The 21,249-nt window shown below is 41.0% G+C and carries 18 protein-coding genes and 1 other annotated feature; of the genes, 5 read left to right on the top strand and 13 right to left on the bottom strand.

Annotation, left to right across the window (positions count from 1 at the left end):
• Nucleotides 1–83: 83 nt before the first annotated feature.
• The 6 genes from ACQRBH_RS03970 to ACQRBH_RS03945 form a co-directional block, all read right to left on the bottom strand.
• On the bottom strand, nucleotides 84–1,814 hold the full coding sequence (locus ACQRBH_RS03970) for a phospho-sugar mutase (protein WP_427760949.1): 1,731 nt from the start codon (nucleotides 1,812–1,814) through the stop codon (nucleotides 84–86).
• 44 nt (nucleotides 1,815–1,858) lie between these two features.
• Complete coding sequence (locus ACQRBH_RS03965; RefSeq protein WP_427760948.1) at nucleotides 1,859–2,902, bottom strand: MarR family transcriptional regulator; 1,044 nt, start codon at nucleotides 2,900–2,902, stop codon at nucleotides 1,859–1,861.
• A 73-nt stretch (nucleotides 2,903–2,975) separates the two neighbouring features.
• On the bottom strand, nucleotides 2,976–4,295 hold the full coding sequence (locus tag ACQRBH_RS03960) for a CCA tRNA nucleotidyltransferase (protein ID WP_427760961.1): 1,320 nt from the start codon (nucleotides 4,293–4,295) through the stop codon (nucleotides 2,976–2,978).
• A gap of 115 nt (nucleotides 4,296–4,410) precedes the next feature.
• Nucleotides 4,411–5,178 carry an REP-associated tyrosine transposase gene (locus ACQRBH_RS03955; protein ID WP_427760947.1) on the bottom strand — a complete coding sequence of 256 codons (768 nt, stop codon included), beginning with the start codon at nucleotides 5,176–5,178 and terminating at the stop codon, nucleotides 4,411–4,413.
• A gap of 108 nt (nucleotides 5,179–5,286) precedes the next feature.
• The gene (gene proS, locus ACQRBH_RS03950) at nucleotides 5,287–6,726 is read right to left on the bottom strand and encodes a proline--tRNA ligase (RefSeq protein WP_235231944.1); all 1,440 of its coding nucleotides are present in this window, start codon (nucleotides 6,724–6,726) and stop codon (nucleotides 5,287–5,289) included.
• A gap of 129 nt (nucleotides 6,727–6,855) precedes the next feature.
• Nucleotides 6,856–7,068, bottom strand: a binding site (T-box leader).
• A gap of 89 nt (nucleotides 7,069–7,157) precedes the next feature.
• Nucleotides 7,158–8,123 carry a calcium/sodium antiporter gene (locus tag ACQRBH_RS03945; RefSeq protein WP_427742786.1) on the bottom strand — a complete coding sequence of 322 codons (966 nt, stop codon included), beginning with the start codon at nucleotides 8,121–8,123 and terminating at the stop codon, nucleotides 7,158–7,160.
• Between the two features lie 88 nt (nucleotides 8,124–8,211).
• On the opposite strand from ACQRBH_RS03945, the gene ACQRBH_RS03940 reads away from it, so the two are divergent.
• Nucleotides 8,212–8,904, top strand: coding sequence for an RluA family pseudouridine synthase (locus tag ACQRBH_RS03940; RefSeq protein ID WP_427760945.1), 693 nt, complete (start codon nucleotides 8,212–8,214; stop codon nucleotides 8,902–8,904).
• Nucleotides 8,905–9,008: 104 nt separating this feature from the next.
• Here ACQRBH_RS03940 and spoVG read toward each other — a convergent pair whose 3' ends face one another.
• The 3 genes from spoVG to ACQRBH_RS03925 are packed head-to-tail and all read right to left on the bottom strand — an operon-like array spanning nucleotide 9,009 to nucleotide 11,708.
• Nucleotides 9,009–9,284 carry a septation regulator SpoVG gene (gene spoVG, locus ACQRBH_RS03935; RefSeq protein WP_235231947.1) on the bottom strand — a complete coding sequence of 92 codons (276 nt, stop codon included), beginning with the start codon at nucleotides 9,282–9,284 and terminating at the stop codon, nucleotides 9,009–9,011.
• Between the two features lie 34 nt (nucleotides 9,285–9,318).
• The gene (gene glgD / locus ACQRBH_RS03930) at nucleotides 9,319–10,437 is read right to left on the bottom strand and encodes a glucose-1-phosphate adenylyltransferase subunit GlgD (RefSeq protein ID WP_427742783.1); all 1,119 of its coding nucleotides are present in this window, start codon (nucleotides 10,435–10,437) and stop codon (nucleotides 9,319–9,321) included.
• Nucleotides 10,434–11,708 carry a glucose-1-phosphate adenylyltransferase gene (locus ACQRBH_RS03925; RefSeq protein WP_427760944.1) on the bottom strand — a complete coding sequence of 425 codons (1,275 nt, stop codon included), beginning with the start codon at nucleotides 11,706–11,708 and terminating at the stop codon, nucleotides 10,434–10,436. Before ACQRBH_RS03925 ends, glgD begins: the two co-directional genes overlap by 4 nt.
• A 231-nt stretch (nucleotides 11,709–11,939) precedes the next feature.
• Between ACQRBH_RS03925 and murC the strand changes: the two genes are divergently transcribed.
• The 4 genes from murC (at nucleotide 11,940) to ACQRBH_RS03905 (ending at nucleotide 16,736) form a co-directional block, all read left to right on the top strand.
• On the top strand, nucleotides 11,940–13,319 hold the full coding sequence (gene murC, locus ACQRBH_RS03920; protein WP_347376194.1) for a UDP-N-acetylmuramate--L-alanine ligase: 1,380 nt from the start codon (nucleotides 11,940–11,942) through the stop codon (nucleotides 13,317–13,319).
• Nucleotides 13,320–13,469: 150 nt separating this feature from the next.
• Complete coding sequence (locus ACQRBH_RS03915) at nucleotides 13,470–14,522, top strand: DnaD domain protein (protein WP_235231951.1); 1,053 nt, start codon at nucleotides 13,470–13,472, stop codon at nucleotides 14,520–14,522.
• Between the two features lie 29 nt (nucleotides 14,523–14,551).
• Nucleotides 14,552–15,565, top strand: a complete 1,014-nt coding sequence (locus ACQRBH_RS03910) for an ATP-binding protein (RefSeq protein ID WP_427760943.1) — start codon at nucleotides 14,552–14,554, stop codon at nucleotides 15,563–15,565.
• A complete protein-coding gene (locus ACQRBH_RS03905) occupies nucleotides 15,552–16,736 on the top strand; it encodes a ribose-phosphate pyrophosphokinase (RefSeq protein ID WP_427760942.1) in 1,185 nt (394 codons plus the stop codon). Before ACQRBH_RS03910 ends, ACQRBH_RS03905 begins: the two co-directional genes overlap by 14 nt.
• 23 nt (nucleotides 16,737–16,759) lie before the next feature.
• Here the strand turns inward: ACQRBH_RS03905 and ACQRBH_RS03900 are convergent, their stop codons facing one another.
• Genes ACQRBH_RS03900 through vanR form a run of 4 tightly spaced genes read right to left on the bottom strand, consistent with a single transcriptional unit; the run spans nucleotide 16,760 to nucleotide 21,185 of the window.
• Nucleotides 16,760–18,304 carry an ATP-binding protein gene (locus tag ACQRBH_RS03900; protein WP_427742778.1) on the bottom strand — a complete coding sequence of 515 codons (1,545 nt, stop codon included), beginning with the start codon at nucleotides 18,302–18,304 and terminating at the stop codon, nucleotides 16,760–16,762.
• A gap of 2 nt (nucleotides 18,305–18,306) precedes the next feature.
• Nucleotides 18,307–19,362 carry a metallophosphoesterase family protein gene (locus tag ACQRBH_RS03895; RefSeq protein ID WP_427742777.1) on the bottom strand — a complete coding sequence of 352 codons (1,056 nt, stop codon included), beginning with the start codon at nucleotides 19,360–19,362 and terminating at the stop codon, nucleotides 18,307–18,309.
• Nucleotides 19,268–20,506, bottom strand: a complete 1,239-nt coding sequence (locus tag ACQRBH_RS03890) for a sensor histidine kinase (RefSeq protein ID WP_235231956.1) — start codon at nucleotides 20,504–20,506, stop codon at nucleotides 19,268–19,270. Before ACQRBH_RS03890 ends, ACQRBH_RS03895 begins: the two co-directional genes overlap by 95 nt.
• Nucleotides 20,496–21,185, bottom strand: coding sequence for a VanR-ABDEGLN family response regulator transcription factor (vanR, locus tag ACQRBH_RS03885; protein ID WP_235231957.1), 690 nt, complete (start codon nucleotides 21,183–21,185; stop codon nucleotides 20,496–20,498). The genes ACQRBH_RS03890 and vanR overlap by 11 nt, the downstream gene beginning before the upstream one ends.
• Between the last annotated feature and the right edge of the window lie 64 nt (nucleotides 21,186–21,249).

The following is a 21,249-nucleotide window of genomic DNA, read 5'->3' as shown; positions in this document are numbered from 1 at the left end:
TATACCTGTTTTCCATGTAAATGTCAAGGTGATTTCTCAGTTTTGCCCCGTATTTTCAGGGTTTTTCACACTTTTTTAATAACTTAAAGCATTGTGTTAATCATGGACAAAACTTCTTCTCCCAGTTTGCTTGATTTTTCATCTGCATCTGCCAGAGATGTGCCCTTTATTCCATAGTAGAATTTTACTTTTGGCTCTGTTCCGGAAGGTCTTACACACAGCCATGCATCATCTGTCAGATCATAATATAATACATTAGACTTTGGAAGGCCAGTAGCAGTTACTTCGCCAGTCGCAATATCTTTGATGGTATCAGCCTGATAATCTCTTGCCTTCAGCACCTTATATCCGCCAACCTCTGTCGGTGGGTTCTTGCGAAGCGTCTCCAGGATCTCCTGAATCTTCTGAAGTCCTTCGATTCCTTTTAACGTAATAGACTGAATGTCGTCTTTATAGTAGCCATATTTATCATACATGTCCACCATTGCATCCCACAGAGTCTTTCCCTGAGTCTTGTAATATGCAGCAGCCTCACACAATGCCATTGTGGCAACAATTGCGTCTTTATCTCTTGCATGAGTTCCGATCAGGCATCCGTAACTTTCTTCAAATCCAAAAAGATAGCTTCCCTTACCTGTGGTCTCGAATTTTAAGATCTGCTGTCCGATGAATTTAAATCCTGTCAGTACTTCAATCAGACCGATATCATATCCCTTCGCGATTGCATCTGCCAGATTGGAGGTAACGATTGTCTTGATCAGATAACCATCATCCGGAAGTCCCTGGAGAGCTTTGCGCTGTCCAATCTCATAATCTGCCAACAGGCAGCCGGACATATTTCCAGTCAATGTATGATAAACGCCATCTTTGTCTTTTACACGCACGCCAAGACGGTCAGCATCCGGGTCTGTAGCAAGTACCAGATCTGCATCTACTTCCTTGGCAAGTTTCAATCCCAGTTCAAATGCTTCCTCTGCTTCTGGATTCGGATAAGAAACTGTTGGGAATTCACCGTCTGGAAGCTCCTGTTCTTTTACTACATATACATTCTCAAATCCCAGTTCCTTCAATATACGTCTTGCAGGGATATTGCCAGTTCCGTGAAGCGGGCTGTATACAATCTTCAGATCCTTTCCGACCGCATCAATAGAATCCTGATGAATTACCTGCTTCTTCAGTTCTGCTATGTATCCATCATCTACATCTGCGCCAATAACCTGATACAGGCCAGCCTTCTTTGCTTCTTCCTGATCCATTGTCTTAACAGTATTGTAATCTACAACAGCCTTTACCTCATCCATAATTCCTTTATCATGAGGTGGTGTAATCTGTGCGCCATCTTCCCAGTATACTTTATATCCATTGTATTCCGGTGGATTGTGGCTGGCTGTAATATTGATTCCGGCGATACAGCCCAGAGAACGCACTGCGTAAGACAATTCCGGTGTTGGACGCAAGGATTCAAACACATATGCCTTAATTCCATTTGCCGCCAGGCACAAAGCTGCCTCGTTCGCGAACTCTGGAGACATACGACGAGAATCATAAGCGATTGCTACCCCTTTGCCCTGCTCGCCCTTCTTAATAATATAATTGGCAAGTCCCTGGGTTGCTTTTCTTACAGTATAGATATTCATGCGGTTCGTTCCTGCACCGATAATTCCCCGAAGTCCGGCAGTTCCAAACTCAAGATCTTTGTAAAAACGCTCTTTGATCTCTTTATCATCCTCTGCAATACTCTTTAGTTCCGCTTTTGTAGTTTCATCGAAGTATGGATTGCTCAACCACGCTTCATAATTTTCACGATATTCCATTGTCGTACCTCCTGTCCTTAATGATTCTATTATACAACAGGAATCTACAAATGAAAAGAAAATATATCCTCTAAAAATCGCTTCTTTTCTTCTGTCTGCCTAATTGCCAGCTCCAGTTTTTCAATACTCTTCGTGGATATCCATGCTTTATTTGAATGGTAGTATGAATTTGCGATTTTCCAGAATTTTTCCGGATAAATCAACCGAATCTTCAGATACTCCATCTCTGAATCTGTAAGTGGGCGGATTGCTGAATATGCATTCAACATATTATCACCCAGTCTCTCTCTCCACCCATGCTTTTCCATAACTTTACGCAAAAAATAATACAAATCTTCAACTTGGACATCTCGTTTAAATTTTTCAAAGTTCGTTGTAGCAATACCATAGGGCTCTTTTCTATAATTGCCGCTCCCTGAACTCCCATTTGCCAAAAAATTATTTCCTGAGAGCATCAGGACATTATGATAATTGTATTCCCCATGGGTCATACAGCAATTTTCCACACTCTCCTGATAAAGCTTCTCGTAATCTGAATTCTCCAATTCCTCTAATGCTATCGCCGCCCATTGATACATCTGGTCAAAATATTTTAAAAAGGAGGATTCAAACGCCCCCTTGGGAGAGATGCCACGCACAAATCTTCTTACTTTTTTTAATTCTCGATTATGCCTCAGGTACTCCTCTTCAAGATGTGCACCCGGCATCACACTATGCTCCATCCTATGACACATCAGGGTATGCAGTTTCGCCAGATTCCCCGAAGCTGCCAAAAGCTCTGACGGTTTCTTAATATCACATTCCTGTCCCCGGAACCATAGCTTCAACACATATCTGCTTCCATCTTCCAAGACTGAGAGAAATTCCCCCGTCTTCGTCAGCACAATCCGATCCGTTTGTGTATACCCCTGATTCTGAAGATATTCATGTAACTCATATAACGCAGGAATACGTTTTTTGGACACTTTTACTTCCTTAAGCAACAGAATTCCTTCAACTGTGTCGCATAAAATAGCACCCCTGGTCTTGCGGGTGCCGCTGACTTCAATATCATATTGTTCTAATATACTTTGTTCATACTCCTGCATATCCATCCCCTGCACTCTACATTACATATTCTCTCTAGCGTATGATGCAAAAAGATAAAATATGATTAGGAGCTTATTTAAGTTTTTTTAAAAGTTCGTTTTTTTCATTTAATTCAGGATTCTCTATTACCATTTCCAACAGTTCGTTCAATTTATCTCCGATTTCTTTTCCCGGTTTCATCCCTGCTTCGATCAAATCCTTTCCTGTAACGGCCAGATTTTTTAATGATACACACTGCCCAGTCTCTACTATTTCCTGATACAACTTTTCGATATCATTCAGATTTTTCACTTTTTCTTCTCTCTGATACATACTCTGCGCGAGTATATCTGCACGGCGGACCTCCATATAATATGGGAACAGATCCTCTCCGATTATATTCATTGCACGACGGACATTCTTAGCCGTTGCAGGCATTCGATAATCATGGTAACGCACCAATTTCGTCACTTTACCAATCGTATTATTGTCAAATTTTAATCTTCTCAATATGGATTTTGCAATAATTTCACTTTCTAAAGCGTGCTTTTTAAAATGCGCCACACCTGCTTCATCCATGGTTTTTAACGCCGGCTTTCCCATATCATGCAGCAACATCGTTAATCGCAGCACCTTATCGGCACGTACATTCTGCAATGCATGTAATGTATGCTCTCCCACATTGTACATATGATGCGGCGTCTCTTGTTCTGTAACCATTAAACGGTCAAATTCCGGCAAAAATATCTTCGTAATACCAAGATCATATGCGTCCCGCAATAACTCTGGCCGCGCCGAAGTGAGCATTTTCACCAACTCCACTTGTATCCGCTCTGCGCTGATATTGTAAAGCGTAGGGGCCAGTTCTTGCATCCCGCACCGCGTCTCCTCCTCTATCGAGAAGCCAAGCTGAGCCGCAAATCGAATTCCCCGAAGAATTCTAAGTGCATCTTCGGAAAAACGTTCCCTCGCATTTCCCACACATCGTATTATTTTTTTATTTAAATCCTCCACACCGCCAAAGATATCCACGAGCCCATCTTTGTCATTGTAAGCCATCGCATTAATCGTAAAATCTCTCCGCAGCAAATCTTCTTTCAGACTTCGCGTAAACGTTACTTCCTTCGGATGACGGCTATCTTCATATTTGCCATCAATTCTATACGTTGTCACTTCATATCCTTCTTTGTCAAGGAGCACCGTGACCGTCCCATGTTCGATTCCAGTGTCAAATGTCTTATGAAACAAAGATTTCGTTTCCTGCGGCATAGCAGACGTTGTAATGTCCCAATCTTCCGGCTCTCTGCCAAGAATCGAATCCCTGACACATCCACCAACGGCATAAGCCTCATATCCATGTCCCTGCAACGTCTCAATAATCACCCTTACATTCGTCGGCAATTGTATATTCAGGTTTCCCACAATCTCATCCTCCCTCACATTCATCTATACACCATCATAACATGGGGACGGGGGTTTTTTCAAATTCCTCCGTCCCAAATTAAAATAACCGTGTCCCTTTTTCATTTTACCCTGTCCCTATTAATCCTCCTCTAATATTTTGCATAATAATCATTACTTTTTTCTGTGATATTTGCAAAACTTTCATTAGTTCTTTTTTATATTCTTTTCTTATCTCAACATAATTAAACAATTCTTCCTCCTGCAAATTATATTTCCACTTGTATTCTGCAAGAATTTCCTTTGCAATTCTCATGTTGTTTTTTTCCATATCCTCATCCACATCGTCAAATATATCCCAACTCTCAAATCTGTGGAATTCAAGAAAATCCTGATTTGTGTGAAACTTTTGATTTACCATCAAAAAAGCCTTCTCATCCAGAATGTCTCGAACTCCTCTGTAAAATTCTGACATACTGCTGTATTTATAATCCAACATTTCTTTCACGCTTCCATTTTTCGCCGGATTTCTGTGGATATATCGAAGGCAGTTCCAAAAATAACTTTCCTTTTCTACGCATTGGCTCTTAAATCTGTCCTGAAAAACATATCCAATTCTATGATGTTTATAATTATAATAATGTGCAAATGCGGCTAAGACTTTAGCCATAAATGACGCTAATTCTTTCAAATCAGCTTTGATTAACATATGAAAATGATTTGGCATTATGCAATATGCTAAAATAGCCACCTCATACTCAGAAAGATTCTCTCGAATCAAATTGATGATACGGGTTTTTTCCCCTTTTTCTTTAAAAACCGGCATTTTATTTAATCCACGCACCATTACATGGTACATTCCAGTCGAACTTTCCTGTCTTGCTCTTCTTGGCATTTTTCTCCCTCCTTTGCAAAGAGGGACACCGCAAAATGAATTAGGGACACGGATATTTTAATTTGGGACGGAGGAAATTGAAAAAACCCCCGTCCCCAACTAAGGAGCTTAGTATGATTTGCCCCAATATGCCATGTGTTTTGCTGGTTTTCCGCACCAGATACATTTGTCTGAAATCATTTCTTCATCTTCAATCAGACATCTGGTCGCAGCTCCACCTGTGACGTATTTTACTTCACCTTCGCATTCTGGATCTCCGCACCAGCAAGCCTTTACGAAACCACGGTTTGCCTGGAATTTTTCTTTCATTTCGTCCATCGTTGTTGCTGTATCAATATGGCTCTGTAAGAAGTCATTTGCTCTGTCATACATATCCTGCTGTTCTTGCTCTAAGATGTCACGTAATTTTGTGGCAATTTCGTCCAGAGATACTACAATCTTCTCACGATTATCACGACGTACGACTACAACCTGGTTCTTTTCGATATCTTTTGGACCAATCTCGATACGGGTAGGAATACCCAGGATCTCCTGCTCGGAGAATTTCCATCCTGTACTCTTATCGGAATCATCGATCTTCACTCTATAACCAGCTTTTTTCAATTCATCCAGCAGTGCAAATGCTCTGTCAAGCACGCCTTCTTTGTGCTGTGCAATTGGAATAATACGGCATTCAACTGGTGCAACGTGTGGAGGAAGAACCAATCCATCGTCATCACCATGTACCATGATCAGGCCGCCGATACTTCTGGTAGACCATCCCCAGGAAGTCTCGTAACAACTGTGAAGCTGATTATTCTTATCCACATATTTAATGCCAAATGCATCTGGGAATCCACTTCCGAAGAAATGGCTGGTCGCGGACTGTAGTGCTTTTCCATCATGCATCAGCGCTTCGATTGTGTAGGTATCCTGTGCACCTGCAAATTTTTCATGTTCCGCTTTTCTTCCTGCTACGAAAGGCATTGCCAACGTCTCAGCATAGCAGTCTTTATATACCTGCCACATCTGGATGGTTCTTTCTTCAGCTTCCTCATAAGTTGCATGAAGAGTATGGCCTTCCTGCCACAGGAATTCTCTTGAACGTAAAAACGGTCTTGTTGTCTTTTCCCAACGAAGAACAGAATTCCACTGATTCCATACCTTTGGTAAATCTCTATAAGAACGAACTGTCTTAGCCCACAAATCACAGAACAACGTCTCAGATGTAGGACGAATACACATTCTTTCCTGCAATCTTTCCATACCGCCATGAGTTACCCAGGCAACTTCCGGTGCAAATCCTTCGATATGTTCAGCCTCTTTTTCCAGCAAACTTTCCGGAATCAAGGTTGGCAGATATACATTTTCCACACCTGTCTCTTTAAAACGTCTGTCCAGATCTGCCTGAATCAGTTCCCAGATCGCATAACCATTTGGCAGATAATTCAAGCATCCTTTCACGCTTGAATAATCACACAGCTGTGCTTCACGAACAACATCTGTGTACCATTGTGCAAAATTTTCATCACGTGGTGTGATATTTTTTACTAATTTTTCCTTTGCCATGTTTCTCTTCTCCTTTTCTTTTCTAGCAGGGCCCTTGCCCCACGATAATTTTAGCCGGGAACCAATCTGCTCTTTGTCAAATGTTTTGACTTTAAATAAAACAAAAAACACCGGGCTTCTCGTTCCCATCAAAGGGACCGAAAAGCTCGGCGGTACCACCCTAGTTAACTGCGACCCTCTCGCAGCTCTCTCTCGTCACCATTAACGCTAGTGTCACGCTGTACTTTCATACAGGGGCTCCAAGGTAGGTTCATTACTTATCAATACAAGAATCTTTCAGCCAAAGGATTCCCTCTCTGTAGAATTGCATCCGTAATTACTATTCCTCTTCTTCACCCATCCTGCCTTCTGCAACCATCATTGCCAGCAGGTTATTCAATTAAACGTAATTTTAATCCATTGTTTTTTATTTGTCAAGACAAAACATGCCACTATCGAATCAAAATATACACAAAAAACGCCAGATAGGCAAGCAAAAACAAAGCTCCCTCTGTTCTTCGAATCTCTCGCTTGCTGATTGCCGAAAAATAAACGATCAAACTTGCTACAATTAACAAGACGGTATCATAAACCGCTGTAACATCCAATGTAATCGGTGTGATCACAGAAGATATTCCTAAAATCAGCAATATATTAAATATATTCGAGCCAACCACATTTCCCACTGCAAGATCATTTTCGCCTTTTCCTGCCGCAACCATAGAAGTCACTAATTCCGGCAGAGAGGTTCCAAGGGCCACAATTGTCAAGCCAATAAAGGTCTGACTAAGCCCGAATGTTTCAGCAATATTACAAGCACTGTCTACAACCAGATCGCCACCCAGCGCAATCCCAGCAAGCCCTCCGATTATATATAATGCACTTTTCATCGGACTCATCACTTTATAATCCTCTTCCACTTCAGACACTTCATTTCTTGATGCAAGAGCATCTCTTACCGTCGCATAGAGAAATACAGCAAATAATATCAGAAATAAAAGTCCGCCCCATCTTCCAAGGACAAAAGTCCCTTCTCCGCTTAAAACTTTTGCAATGGAAAAATCCGAATCTAGCAAAAGCAAAATTACCGCGATAAAGATTGAGAAAGGAAATTCTTTCTTTAGCAAAGACCATTTTGCCTGCACTGGATTCACTAACGCGCAACAGCCAAGCACTACCAGAAGATTGAATATATTTGACCCCAAAACATTACTAACCGCCAGATCATTACTCCCCTGTATTGCTGCCGTGACGCTGACCGATAGTTCCGGCATACTGGTTCCAAAAGCCACAACAGTAAGTCCAATAATAATCGTTGGAACTTTCAGTATTTTTGCAACGCTCGAACTTCCATCCACAAAAAAATCCGCGCCCTTAATCAGCAGAACAAACCCTACTATCAACAATATATAATCCATAACATTCTTCCTCGTTTCATTTGCATATTCTTTCACACTATGGTTAAATGATAAGAGCGAAAAGAATCAAAGTCAAGGAGAATTATATATGGCAGCAAATACTCTGGAAATATTATACGAAGATTCCCATATCCTTGTATGCGTAAAACCCCACGGAATCGCAACTCAAAGCAAACGAATCGGCAGTCCCGATATGGTAAATTTATTAAAAAATCACATATATCAATCCAATCCTTCCCAAGGAGAACCCTACCTCGCAGTAATTCACCGCTTAGACCAGCCAGTTAAAGGAATTCTTGTATTTGCCAAGACTCCATTTGCCGCAAAAGAACTAAACAAACAACTCACTTCCCAGGGATTTGGCAAATATTATCGTGCCCTTGTCGACGGATGCCCCCCTCAAGATGAAGGCAAGCTAGAAAATTACATGATAAAAGATACAAAAACCAACACCGCCAAAATTTGCACCGCCAACACAAAAGGGGCAAAAATTGCCAGACTCTCCTACAAAATCATCCAAAAGGGACAGGGTTATTTTAATTGGGGACGGGGGAATTTTAATTTTACTCCGTCCCAAACTGAACTTGACATCCATCTGGATACCGGCCGCCATCACCAGATTCGTGTACAATTAGCCAATATCGGCTGTCCTATCATCGGGGACACCAAGTATAATCCCCATTGCAGCGAACGGAACGAATGGCAAGAAATCTGTCTGTGTGCCTATAAACTAGAATTTCAGCATCCTAAAACACACAAACTCCTACATTTTGAATTATAAAAAGGGACAGGGTTATTTTAATTTGGGACGGAGGAAATCTCAATTTCCCCCGTCCCAAATTCATCAAAAAAGAAGAGGGAGCACTCCCTCTTCTTTTATCCTTCTTATTCCTCAGCTGGTTCTTCTTTTAATGCCTCTTCATATTTTTCAAGAATAATGTTCTGAATGCGTTCTCTTGTTCCTGAATTAATCGGATGTGCAATATCCCGATACTCACCGTCCAAAGCCTTCTTACTTGGCATAGCAATAAAGAGTCCTTTTTCGCCCTCAATAACTTTGATATCATGTACTACAAATTCTTCATCCATAGTAATTGAAACCACTGCTTTTAATTTTCCCTCTTTTGCTACTTTACGCACGCGTACATCTGTGATTTGCATTTTTCTTCTAGCCCCTTTCTTCCAAGCCGTTGCACTATAGTGCATACCTCTCGTTCTTTTCCACAACTACCTTCACACCATTTTCCCCAACATGACGTGTATTTGCTCTGATCGTGTCGCGGCTCTCTACAATACAGTTCTCAATATATGTATTATCACCGAGATAGACGTCGTTCAGGATAATTGAATTCTTGATGACACAATTATTTCCGACAAACGTCTTCTTGAAAAGGATAGAATTCTCTACCGTACCGTTGATGATACTTCCGCTCGCCACAAGACTGTTCTTAACCACCGCACCAGGATTATATTTCGCTGGCGGCAGGTCGCTCACTTTTGAGTAGATCTCCGGACGCTCTTTGAAGAAATAATTTCTTACTTCCGGTTTCAGGAAATCCATGTTCGTCCGATAATAAGCATCCACTGTTGATATGTTGCTCCAGTAATCTTTTATCTTATAACCATATATTTTTTTCAGATTCTTATATCTGATCAAAATATCAGTTACAAAATCAAATCTGTCTTCTTCTGCGCAATGCTCAATCAATTCTATCAACAGTCTTCTTCTGATCACATAGATTCCCGTTGATATGGTATTCGAAGTTGCGACCATCGGCTTCTCTTCAAATTCCAAAACGCGCATATCTTCATCCATTTTCAGCGTTCCAAAACGGCTGGCATCCTCATCCGGCCCCAAATCCTTACAAACCACCGTAATGTCGGCCCGCTTATTGATATGGTATTCTAACACCTTGTTATAATCCATTTTATATACAGCATCTCCAGACGTAATGATCACATACGGCTCATGACATCTTTTCAGGAAATCCAGATTCTGATAAATCGCATCAGCAGTTCCACGATACCAGTATCCATTATCTGCTGTGATCGTAGGGGTAAATACATACAGCCCCCCTTGCTTTCTTCCAAAATCCCACCATTTTGATGAATTCAGGTGTTCATTCAATGAACGCGCATTATACTGAGTCAGCACCGCTACTTTTTGTATATGCGAATTAGACATATTACTCAAAGCAAAATCAATCGCACGATAACTTCCTGCTATCGGCATTGCTGCACTTGCTCTCTTCTGAGTCAGTTCACGCATCTTGTTGTTACTTCCGCCTGCTAAAATAATTCCTACTGCTCTCATGCTCGTTCACCTGCCTTTATTAATGTCTCTCCACCTTCCAGTATTCCATTCGGATAGTCTTCTCTTGTCGTAACACCACTAATCGCAGTATTCTTTCCAATCTGAACTCCATCCGGAACCACGGAATTCTCACCAATTGTTACAAGGCCAAATGAATAAATCGCCGGCTTGAGTTTGTTCGGTACATCACTGCCAATTCCCAATGTAACATTCTCACCAATCTCGCAGTTCTCTGCGATAATCGACTTATCAATGACACATCCTTTCTTGATCTTCGTATCTTTCATAATGATAGAATCTCTGACAACGGCACCATCTTCTATGGTTACGCCCGAACCAATGACACAGTTACGTACTTCACCGCCAATCTCAGAACCATTTCCAATCAGACTTCTTTCAATCACTGCCTGTCCGGAAATATACTGTGGTGGAAGGATCTCACTGTTCGTATATATCTTCCAGAATTCTTCATAAAGATTGAACTCCGGAATAATATCAATCAATTCCATATTGGCTTCCCAATAAGATCCTAACGTTCCAACATCTTTCCAATATCCGTTGTATTCGTATGCAAACAACCGCTGTCCCTTATTATGACAATACGGAATAATATGCTTACCGAAATCACATCCTGGCTCGTCCTTTAACGCGAGCAACGCTTCTTTTAATACTGGCCAACTAAAAATATAAATACCCATAGATGCCAGATTGCTCTTTGGCTGCGGTGGCTTCTCCTGGAATTCTGATATCTTACCGTCACCGTCCGCGATCACAATACCAAATCTGCTTGCCTCTTCCAATGGTACAGGCATTGCAGCGATAGTCACGTCTGCATGATTCTCCTTATGATAATCCAGCATAACCTCATAATCCATCTTATAAATATGGTCACCTGACAGAATTAATACATAGTCCGGATTAAAGGTCTCCATATAATCCAAATTCTGGTATATCGCATTCGCCGTACCGGTATACCATTCGCTGTTGCTGCTCTTCTCATAAGGAGGTAGAATCGTAACTCCTCCAAAATTACGATCCAAATCCCATGGAATTCCAATTCCAATATGTGTGTTCAATCGTAATGGCTGATATTGCGTTAGCACTCCGACCGTATCAATTCCTGAGTTTATGCAGTTGCTGAGCGGGAAGTCAATAATTCTATATTTTCCTCCAAAAGCAACAGCCGGCTTCGCAACTTTTGCTGTAAGAACCCCTAAGCGGCTTCCTTGTCCTCCTGCCAGCAGCATTGCTATCATCTCTTTTTTTCTCATGTCATCACCCCTTCTCAGTAATCTTGTCGTTCACATTATACCACAGTTTCTTTTAGTAGTGAACAAATTTTACAAAAAAAATGAATTTTTCGTGAACATTTTATTAAAATATCACAAATATTTACGACTTGGTTTTTTTCTCATATATGTATATAATAATATGGATAGAGAAATACTTTTATGACTATTTTTTTATAAAAATAGAACATTCATGAAAAAGGAAGGTATCTTATGTATAAAATTAATTTTCATCAGCCTGCACACGTACATTTTATCGGAATCGGCGGTATCAGCATGAGCGGTCTTGCCGAGATTCTCTTAAAAGAGGGCTTTACCATATCTGGATCTGACAACAAAGAATCTGCCTTGACAGACCACCTGTCCAAGCTGGGCGCCAACATTTTTTACGGACAGAAAGCATCCAACATCATCCCGGGAATTGATGTTGTTGTCTACACCGCCGCAATTCATGAAGATAATGAAGAATTTCAGGCTGCCGTACAACAAGGACTTCCTATGTTAAGCAGAGCAGAGCTTCTCGGGCAGTTGATGACCAACTATGACGTTCCGATCGCCGTATCGGGAACACATGGCAAGACAACAACGACATCTATGCTTTCTCATATTCTGCTTGCTGGCGAGATGGATCCTACCATTTCAGTCGGAGGAATTTTAAAGGCAATTGGCGGTAATATCCGCGTAGGAGATTCTGGATTATTTGTAACAGAAGCATGCGAATATACCAACAGCTTTCTTCACTTTTTCCCGAAGATCGGTATCATTTTGAACATTGATGAAGATCATTTAGATTTCTTTAAAGATCTGGCTGATATCCGCAATTCTTTCCGTAAATTTGCTGAACTCCTGCCAGAAGACGGGACCTTAATCATCAATGGCAATATTCCAGACCTGGGAGAGATCATTGATGGCCTGAAATGCAGGGTTCTTGTATATGGAAATGACAGTTCCATGGATTACAGTGCTACCAACATCTCCCATAATAACTTAGGTGAGGCATCTTTTGATCTGGTAAAATCTGGAACATTTGTTGACAGGATTTCCCTTTCCGTCAATGGTGACCACAATGTATCTAACGCATTGGCCTCAATAGTTGCCGCTGATCTTCTGGATATCCCTGTGGAAACCATGAAAAAAGGACTGAAAGAATTCCATGGAACTAACCGTCGATTTGAACACAAAGGTGATATAAACGGAATTACAATTATTGATGATTACGCACATCATCCAACAGAGATCAACGCGTCCCTGACGGCTGCAAAGAATTATCCTCACAGAGAGATCTGGTGCATTTTCCAGCCACATACTTATACCAGAACCAAGGCTTTATTCCCTGAGTTTGTGGAAGCATTATCGCATACCGATCATATCATCCTTGCCGACATCTATGCCGCAAGAGAGACAGACACCCTGGGAATATCTTCCAAGGATATTGCCGATGCATTAATCGAAAATGGACGTGACGCTTATTATTTCCCATCATTTAAAGAGATTGAAGATTTCTGTATGGAAAAATGTCAAAAAGGAGACTTGTTGATAACTATGGGAGCGGGAGACGTTGTAAATATTGGCGAAGACCTTTTGAAACGCTAGTTATCCACATTTTCCACAGATTTTTATCCACAAAAAACTTGATTTTTGGGTCAGAAATTTCTTTTGTCCCTGTCTTTCTGGTGCTATAATATCTCTACGATATTTCTAAAAATGTGTATGGAACCAACGAGGAGGACTGGCGTAAGAATTATGAAGAAATTGACCCTTACTAATTATGCACAGGGAAATACTACTGTGCTGGAGAATGAATTTATAGACCGTTATATGATCAAGGCAAACGGCGAATATGTAAAAGTATATCTTCTTCTTTTGCGCCATTTGAATGAAGCTTCTGGAATGCTGTCCATCTCTGAGATTGCTGATATCCTGGAATGTACAGAAAAGGATGTACTGCGCGCACTGAAGTACTGGAAGAATCAAGGACTTTTGGACTACTGTGACCATACCGAAGAGCATAATGCAGATACTGGCAGAAGCAAGGCAGAGACATCAGAGACATCTGCTCATTCTGCTGCAGCCACTATGACTGTTTCCGACACAGGAGCTGTCTCCGACAATGATTCTGCCGCTGTGCCTAACATACAGCAATACAGAAGTCGCAAGGAACGTAAGGAATTCAAAGAGCTTCTTTTCGTTGCCGAACAGTATCTCGGTAAGACTTTGTCTGCTGTTGATATTGATACCATTACATACTTTTTTGATACTCTGCATATGTCTGCAGAATTAATTGAGTATTTAATTGAATACTGTGTGGAAAATGGTCATAAAAGCATGCATTATATCCAAAAAGTTGCTTTATCCTGGAACGAGCAGAAGATCACGACCGTTTCCGATGCAAAAGCAAGCACCGTAGCGTATAACAAGAACTGTTATTCTGTCTTGAACGCATATGGAATCAAGGGACGTGCACCTGCTGCTTCAGAGATTACTTATATCAAAAAATGGAATGAAGAATACGGATTCACTTTGGACATTATTCTGGAAGCATGCAACCGCACGATGAATACGATTCATCAGCCTAACTTTGAATATACAGATACCATTTTAAAGAATTGGCGAAGCAAGAATGTACATTATCTAAAAGATATCGAGGCACTGGATGCCGATTATCTAAAATCAAAAGAGCAGAAGACAGCTCAGGCCACAAAACCAGACAAGCATATAAAGACGACAAAGTTCAACAATTTCGATGGTCGCTCATACGATATGAACGATTTAGAGCGCAAGTTAGTTCAGCAATAAATACATAACGCAAGGAGATTTTCCCCGGCATGGCACTTTCCAATTCTCAGTACGATCAATTGATGCGTACTTATGAACAAAAACAACTGGATAATGAACATCAACTCAGGGAACACTACAGGCAGGCATATTCTTTCATTCCAGAGTTAGAAGAGCTGGATCAATCTATCTCTGCCATGAGTGTTCAAAAAGCACGCCGACTCCTTGCCGGAGACAGTCAGGCATTGTCTTCTTTAAAAGAGGATTTGAATTTCCTGATTGCACAGAAAAAGCGGCTTCTTCAATCCCATGGATTGCCGGCAGATTATCTGGAGCTCCATTACAACTGTCCTGACTGTCAGGACACAGGTTATATTGGAACTGAAAAATGCCATTGTTTCAAGCAGGCAATCGTGGAGCTTCTATATACACAATCCAATTTACAGGAAGTCCTGGATAAAGAGAACTTTTCTACCTGTTCTCTAAGTTATTATTCCAACAACCACATAGATCCTCTTACAGGAAGATCTTCGTTGGAATCCATGCAGACCGCATTAAAGGTATGTCATGATTTCGTAGATACATTTTCCGATGAATTTCACAATATTCTATTATATGGCGACACCGGGGTCGGCAAAACCTTCCTCTCCCACTGCATTGCCAAGGAATTGATGGATACTTCCTTTTCTGTTGTATACTTTACTGCAGCTCAATTATTTGATATCCTGGCAAAGAACACATTTGGTAAAAAAGAGGAACAGAATTTGCAGGCTCAAGAACTGATCTACGATTGTGATCTTCTGATTATTGATGATTTGGGAACCGAGTTTTCCAATACATTCACGGTATCACAATTGTTCAGCTGTCTGAACGAACGTATATTAAGACAGAAATCTACTATTATCTCTACCAACCTCGCGTTGGAAGATATAAAATCAATCTATTCAGAGCGGACTTTTTCCCGGATCAGCAGTAATTATACGATTCTGAGGCTGACTGGTGACGATATCCGCATCCAAAAAAAATTATTAAACCTGGGAGGTACAAATGATGTTACGCCGTAATGATCGCATTCTAGAAAACATACCTGTCGGAGCACTTGGAATTATTGCTCTCGACGGTTGCACCGAGATGGGCAATAGGGTGAACGATTATCTTGTAAAATGGAGAAAGGAAGATGGCTCTGCCTATAAAGACGATGTTGTCTTCAACGGTTATGAACGAGATACCTATCTTATTGATGCAAAAGTTCCACGATTTGGATCCGGCGAAGCCAAAGGTATTATCAATGAATCTATCCGTGGAAAAGACTTATATCTTATGGTTGATGTCTGCAATTATAGTCTGACCTACTCTTTGACCGGTCACACCAACCGCATGTCTCCGGATGATCATTACCAGAATCTGAAGCGTGTAATTGCTGCAGTTGGAGGAAAAGCTCGACGTCTGAATGTCATCATGCCTTTCTTATATGAGAGCCGTCAGCACAAAAGAAGCAATCGGGAATCTCTGGATTGTGCACTTGCACTTCAAGAACTTGTCCGTATGGGTGTCGACAATATCATTACATTTGATGCTCATGACCCAAGAGTTCAGAATGCAATTCCACTGAATGGATTCGAAACGGTGCGCCCGACTTATCAGTTCGTCAAGGGTCTTCTTCGCCGTTTTAAAGATCTGCAGATTGACAGCGAACATATGATGGCAATCAGTCCTGATGAAGGTGCTACCGGACGTGCGATCTACCTTGCAAACGTATTGAATCTTGATATGGGTATGTTCTATAAACGACGTGATTACACCAAGATCGTCGATGGACGCAACCCAATTGTTGCTCATGAATTTTTAGGTTCTTCTGTCGAAGGCAAAGATGTCATTATTCTGGATGATATGATTTCTTCTGGAGACAGTATCCTGGATGTTGCCCGTCAATTGAAACAGCGCAAAGCCAAACGAATCTTTGCTGCCGCAACATTCGGTCTGTTCACAAACGGACTCGACAAATTCGACAAAGCATATGAAGAAGGGACTATCGATGCAATTCTTACCACCAACTTAATCTATCAGACACCGGAATTGTTGGATCGTCCTTATTATATCAACTGTGATATGAGTAAATATATTGCACTCATGATCGATACATTGAATCATGATGGATCTATCAGCAGTATCTTGAACCCAGTAGATCGTATCCATAACGTTGTGGATAAATATAACAGAGGAGAGGAAATCTAACCAGATTTCCTCTCCTTTTATATTTATATGATCTCCTCATGATAGGCGATATTCAGTTCTTCCAATAGTTGTTTTTCTCTCTTCTGGCAGGTAAAGATCAGGACTTGTTTCTTATGAATGCTCAGCCATTGCATCACTTTTTTTAATCGATTTTCATCATAATATGCAAACGTATCATCCAGAATCACCGGATAATCTTCCTCAAACAATAGCTCGCCTGCTGCAAGGCGAAGGACAAGATATATCTGTTCTATCGTCCCCCTGCTCAACTGCTCCATTGGAACTTTTCTTCCTTCTGCCATAACACTCATATGCAGATTCTCTTCAATAAAAAGTCTGGTGTATTTTCCATCCGTAATATATTCCAGGATCTCCGATGCCTTCCCATCCAGCATCGTCTTCAACTGTTGCTGCAATTTTGCAGACAGATTATTCAGCTGATCCATAGCCAACTGGAGGGCTCTGCGCTTTCTGTCATATTCTCGGTAATCCTCACTGACTTCATCTAATTCTGTCAATTGTTCTTGTAAATTACTGTATTGAACCTGCTTTTCTCTCAATTCCTCTTCCACATGTGATTTTTCCCAGACAAGTCTGTCTAACGGAATCTTCTCTTCTTCTGGTGTAATCTCTTCCAGCAAAATCTCAGGTGCCGTTTTTTCCTGCTTTTTCCCCACTTTCATCCGATTCCAGGTGTATAATCCACAAGCAAGAAAAATTACAATTGCGACCAGATAATTCCATGGTTTTGCGATCAACGCAAAAGCAAGTATCACAAACACAGCAAACAGCAAAAGTTCAACCGGGTGAATTCTCCATTTTGCCGGCCTAAGTTCATCAATCTTTCGCCGATTCTCTTCCTGATCCTTCTCCTTTTCCTGGCGATGTTCTAATTCTCCTGTAATACGTTCACACTCTTCTTCCAGGTGATGGATATCTCTCCATACATAAGAAGCTTCCTGTTCCATCCGTTCCCTTTTTTGCTGCTTTTTCATAAGATAATTCTTCTCATCACGCTCGAGAAGCTTCTTTTTCTCTTGAAGAGACTGCAATGCTCGACCTAGATCAAGTTCACTATTTCCCGTTGCATAATAATTTGTCGCATAGTTCTTTAATTCTATTCCCAGAGACTGACCGGTCTCTATCTTTAACTGACCGATAAATACCGTATTCTCATAATTTCCGGCATTCAGCCCTCCCAATAATACATCCAGATCTCCATCCGTAACCGACAATTCTTCTCCGTCATCTTCACAGATTAATTCTGCCTTTTTTGAGTACTTGTCAAAATTCCTATCAAGTCGAAAGGTCTTTTGCCCTACTTGAAATCTCAATGAGCCAGCGTAATAATTCGGATTCTCCCACGGCTCATAGATACTGTATGTATCATAAACAGACGCTCTTCCACGGCCTCGTTCCATTCCAAAAAACATCCCTTTGATAAAGGTATGGATCGTAGATTTGCCGGATTCATTTTCGCCATACATAAGGTTCATACCTTCTTTTAATTGTATGGACTTGTCTGTAAATTTTCCAAAATTCTTTAATCTCAATTCCTGAATTATCATATCTAGCCTCTTCTCGTTTCCATCAGTGCCTGCACACCTTCACATAATGCCATATATTCTATGCTGTCTTCCTCATAATCTTTCAGGCTTTTAATATATTGTCCAAGAAGATTATCCTGGTTCTGGTCCATAAGCTTTTCAAATTCATATGCCGGTCTGGTCTCATCTGTCAGCTCTATGATATTTCCATAAGTGTCCATATCCTCCAAATCAAAGATGATATCTGGATCCCGAAACCCTGTTACGACCACTTTATATATATTCTGTATGCCTCGTTCCTGAATCTGAGATGCAATCTGCATTCTCAGTTCATTCCCCGTCATTTTTTTATGAACCTGCACCTCCAGATGAATGTACTCTCTGGACGCCATTGGTACAAACCTTATCTGACATCCTTGTTCCGACATCTGCCCTGACACATAACCGTGTGGGCCGGTATCGTTCTTGTCAATTGGCTCCAAGGCTCCTGCATATACCATTCGATCCGCAACGATCACTTGTGGTTTATGAATATGACCTAATGCCACATAATCATACCCAAGAGACATCACCTGATTCTTCTGAATCGGAATGTGCTTCTCATCTCCGCCATGTGCCAGCAATATCTCATACTTTTGCTTTTTCTCAGGACAGGCGTGATCGTATCGTCCTTCTGGGATTTCTTTCGTATGATAACTGCATCCATACACTGCCAGCGACAATTCCGGTATCTCGACACTGGTAACTTCTTCGGTTAAAATCATATGAACATTTTCTGCCCACTGAAAACTTCTATAATAAGAATCTTTCTTAACATAATCATGATTTCCTGCAATCAGTACAACTTGAGTATTTTCTAATAAACCAAAAAGATAATTTACTTCTTTTAATTCTCGCAACAATGGCTGTCGATGAAACAGATCTCCCGCAATCAGAAGAAGATCTACAGTTTCTTCATTACATACCTCAATAATCCTTCTCAGACTATTCCATATTTCCTTTGTTCTCTTTGCGCTGTATGCGTTTCCTGCGTCCGGTCTTGCCCCTAAATGTACGTCTGCGATGTGTATGAATTTCATCTGCTGCTCCCTCTTCCTTCTCTGTCTTTGATGGCAAAGTTACAATAAACTGTGTCCTCAGATCATCACTTTTCGCACGGATCAGCCCACCATGCAACTCTACGATTTGTTTTGCAATGGCCAGTCCCAGCCCTGCACCGCCGGTTCCACTGGATCTGGAACCATCCACCCGGTAAAATTTCTCAAATATCGTCTGGAGCATTGCTCCCGGAATCTTATCGCCCTGATTGGTAAAAATAATCTCTACATCTCCCTTTTTCATCTGGGCTTCTATCCGAATCACCGTGTTTGCATAACAATATGCGATTGCATTTCTTAATATATTGTCAAATACTCTGGCAAGTTTATCCGGATCACCGTATACCATCAGATTCTCTTCAACGTTAACCTCACAGGATAATTTCTTCTCCTGCAAAACACCATATAATTCATCTGCCAGTTGTTCCAGCATAAAAGACAGATTGATCTCTACCGGCTCCAGCTCAATATTCTGAAGATTATAACGGGTAATATCAAAAAATTCATTGATCAGCTCCCCAAGGCGGAGAGATTTTTCCATGGCAATATGGGTATATTTGATTCGCTCTTCTTCCGGCATATCCGGGTGACTGTCCAGCATGCTGAGATAAGCAACGATCGATGTAAGCGGCGTCTTCAAATCATGTGCCAGGAAAAGTACCAGATCATTTTTCTTCTTCTCACTCTCCTCCGCCTCTAATTCCTGCCTCTTCAAAGTTGCCTTAATCTCATTCAGACGAATTTCAATTGGTTTTAATTCCGTAATCAGATGAATCGGCTCCGTAGATTCTGACACAATATTTTCAATTCCATATCCAATCTGATCCAGGTACCTGGTCATCTTAGAAAGTGCCACATAGAAAAATAGCGCAAAAAGTAACAGGAAACCAACAATCATAAAGAACATCTTGTTGTCCCCGATTAATTTCCAGTACAGGTCTTTCGCCTGACTTTCATTCATATTGAACGCCATCATACAATTGACAAATATTTTGGCAAAACTGTCATTATAAATACCGTCGATCACGTAATTCAGCAAAAATCCGCCGACCAGAACCGTCACTGCCGTGACAAATACCGTCTGGAGCAATATACTGACCTTTAACTTACGATAGTTATTCTTCAACCTTATAACCTACTCCCCAAACTGTCTTGATAAAATCTGATTTCCCGGTCGGTGCACTCATCTTCTCCCGCAGATGACGGATATGCACCATCACCGTATTGTTACTGTTCTTATAATATTTTTCATGCCATACTTTTTCAAACAATTCCTCCGAACTGATGACCTTTCCCCGATTCTCGCAGAGAAGCCAAAGGATATCAAATTCAATCGGAGTTAACGTCAGAGGGACCTCATTGTAAACGCATTCATGAGACGTTCGGTTCAAAACAAGTCCTCCAAAATCAATGACATCTCCTTCGTCTTTTCCCCCATCATTATATTGCGTATATCGACGAATCTGCGCTTTTACACGTGCCACCAACTCCAAAGGATTGAACGGCTTCGGAATATAGTCGTCCGCCCCCAGCGTAAGACCCGTAATCTTATCCATATACTCCGTCTTCGCCGTCAGCATGATCACCGGGAAAGTATACTTCTCCCGAATCATCTTAAGAATCTGAAAACCATCAATATCCGGAAGCATAATATCCAGAATTGCCAGATCAATCTTCCTGCTTTTAATACAATCCAACGCATCCTGACCAGTATAGAACTTGTACACATTATACTGATCATTCTGGAGATACAGTTCTACAACATCCGCAATTTCCTTCTCGTCATCAACAACTAAAATATTCATACTAGCCCTCCTTTGCCATTTGGGGACGGGGGTTTTTTCATTTTCCTCCGTCCCCAATTAAATT

The organism is Bariatricus sp. SGI.161, from assembly GCF_050313695.1.
Taxonomy (GTDB): Bacteria; Bacillota; Clostridia; order Lachnospirales; family Lachnospiraceae; genus JAFBIX01.
Note: the sequence above shows the minus strand (reverse complement) of the source record. Positions and strands in the feature narration are given on the sequence as shown.

Bases quoted from the DNA above. Each gene is read 5' to 3' on its own strand.
- proS (WP_235231944.1), bottom strand. From the start codon at position 6,726: ATGGCAAAGGAAAAATTAGTAAAAAATATCACACCACGTGATGAAAAT.
- ACQRBH_RS03955 (WP_427760947.1), bottom strand. From the start codon at position 5,178: ATGCCAAGAAGAGCAAGACAGGAAAGTTCGACTGGAATGTACCATGTA.
- ACQRBH_RS03965 (WP_427760948.1), bottom strand. From the start codon at position 2,902: ATGCAGGAGTATGAACAAAGTATATTAGAACAATATGATATTGAAGTC.
- ACQRBH_RS03905 (WP_427760942.1), top strand. From the start codon at position 15,552: ATGTTACGCCGTAATGATCGCATTCTAGAAAACATACCTGTCGGAGCA.
- ACQRBH_RS03895 (WP_427742777.1), bottom strand. From the start codon at position 19,362: ATGAAATTCATACACATCGCAGACGTACATTTAGGGGCAAGACCGGAC.
- ACQRBH_RS03925 (WP_427760944.1), bottom strand. From the start codon at position 11,708: ATGAGAAAAAAAGAGATGATAGCAATGCTGCTGGCAGGAGGACAAGGA.
- murC (WP_347376194.1), top strand. From the start codon at position 11,940: ATGTATAAAATTAATTTTCATCAGCCTGCACACGTACATTTTATCGGA.
- ACQRBH_RS03910 (WP_427760943.1), top strand. From the start codon at position 14,552: ATGGCACTTTCCAATTCTCAGTACGATCAATTGATGCGTACTTATGAA.
- ACQRBH_RS03900 (WP_427742778.1), bottom strand. From the start codon at position 18,304: ATGATAATTCAGGAATTGAGATTAAAGAATTTTGGAAAATTTACAGAC.
- ACQRBH_RS03970 (WP_427760949.1), bottom strand. From the start codon at position 1,814: ATGGAATATCGTGAAAATTATGAAGCGTGGTTGAGCAATCCATACTTC.
- ACQRBH_RS03940 (WP_427760945.1), top strand. From the start codon at position 8,212: ATGGCAGCAAATACTCTGGAAATATTATACGAAGATTCCCATATCCTT.
- ACQRBH_RS03945 (WP_427742786.1), bottom strand. From the start codon at position 8,123: ATGGATTATATATTGTTGATAGTAGGGTTTGTTCTGCTGATTAAGGGC.
- spoVG (WP_235231947.1), bottom strand. From the start codon at position 9,284: ATGCAAATCACAGATGTACGCGTGCGTAAAGTAGCAAAAGAGGGAAAA.
- ACQRBH_RS03915 (WP_235231951.1), top strand. From the start codon at position 13,470: ATGAAGAAATTGACCCTTACTAATTATGCACAGGGAAATACTACTGTG.
- glgD (WP_427742783.1), bottom strand. From the start codon at position 10,437: ATGAGAGCAGTAGGAATTATTTTAGCAGGCGGAAGTAACAACAAGATG.
- vanR (WP_235231957.1), bottom strand. From the start codon at position 21,185: ATGAATATTTTAGTTGTTGATGACGAGAAGGAAATTGCGGATGTTGTA.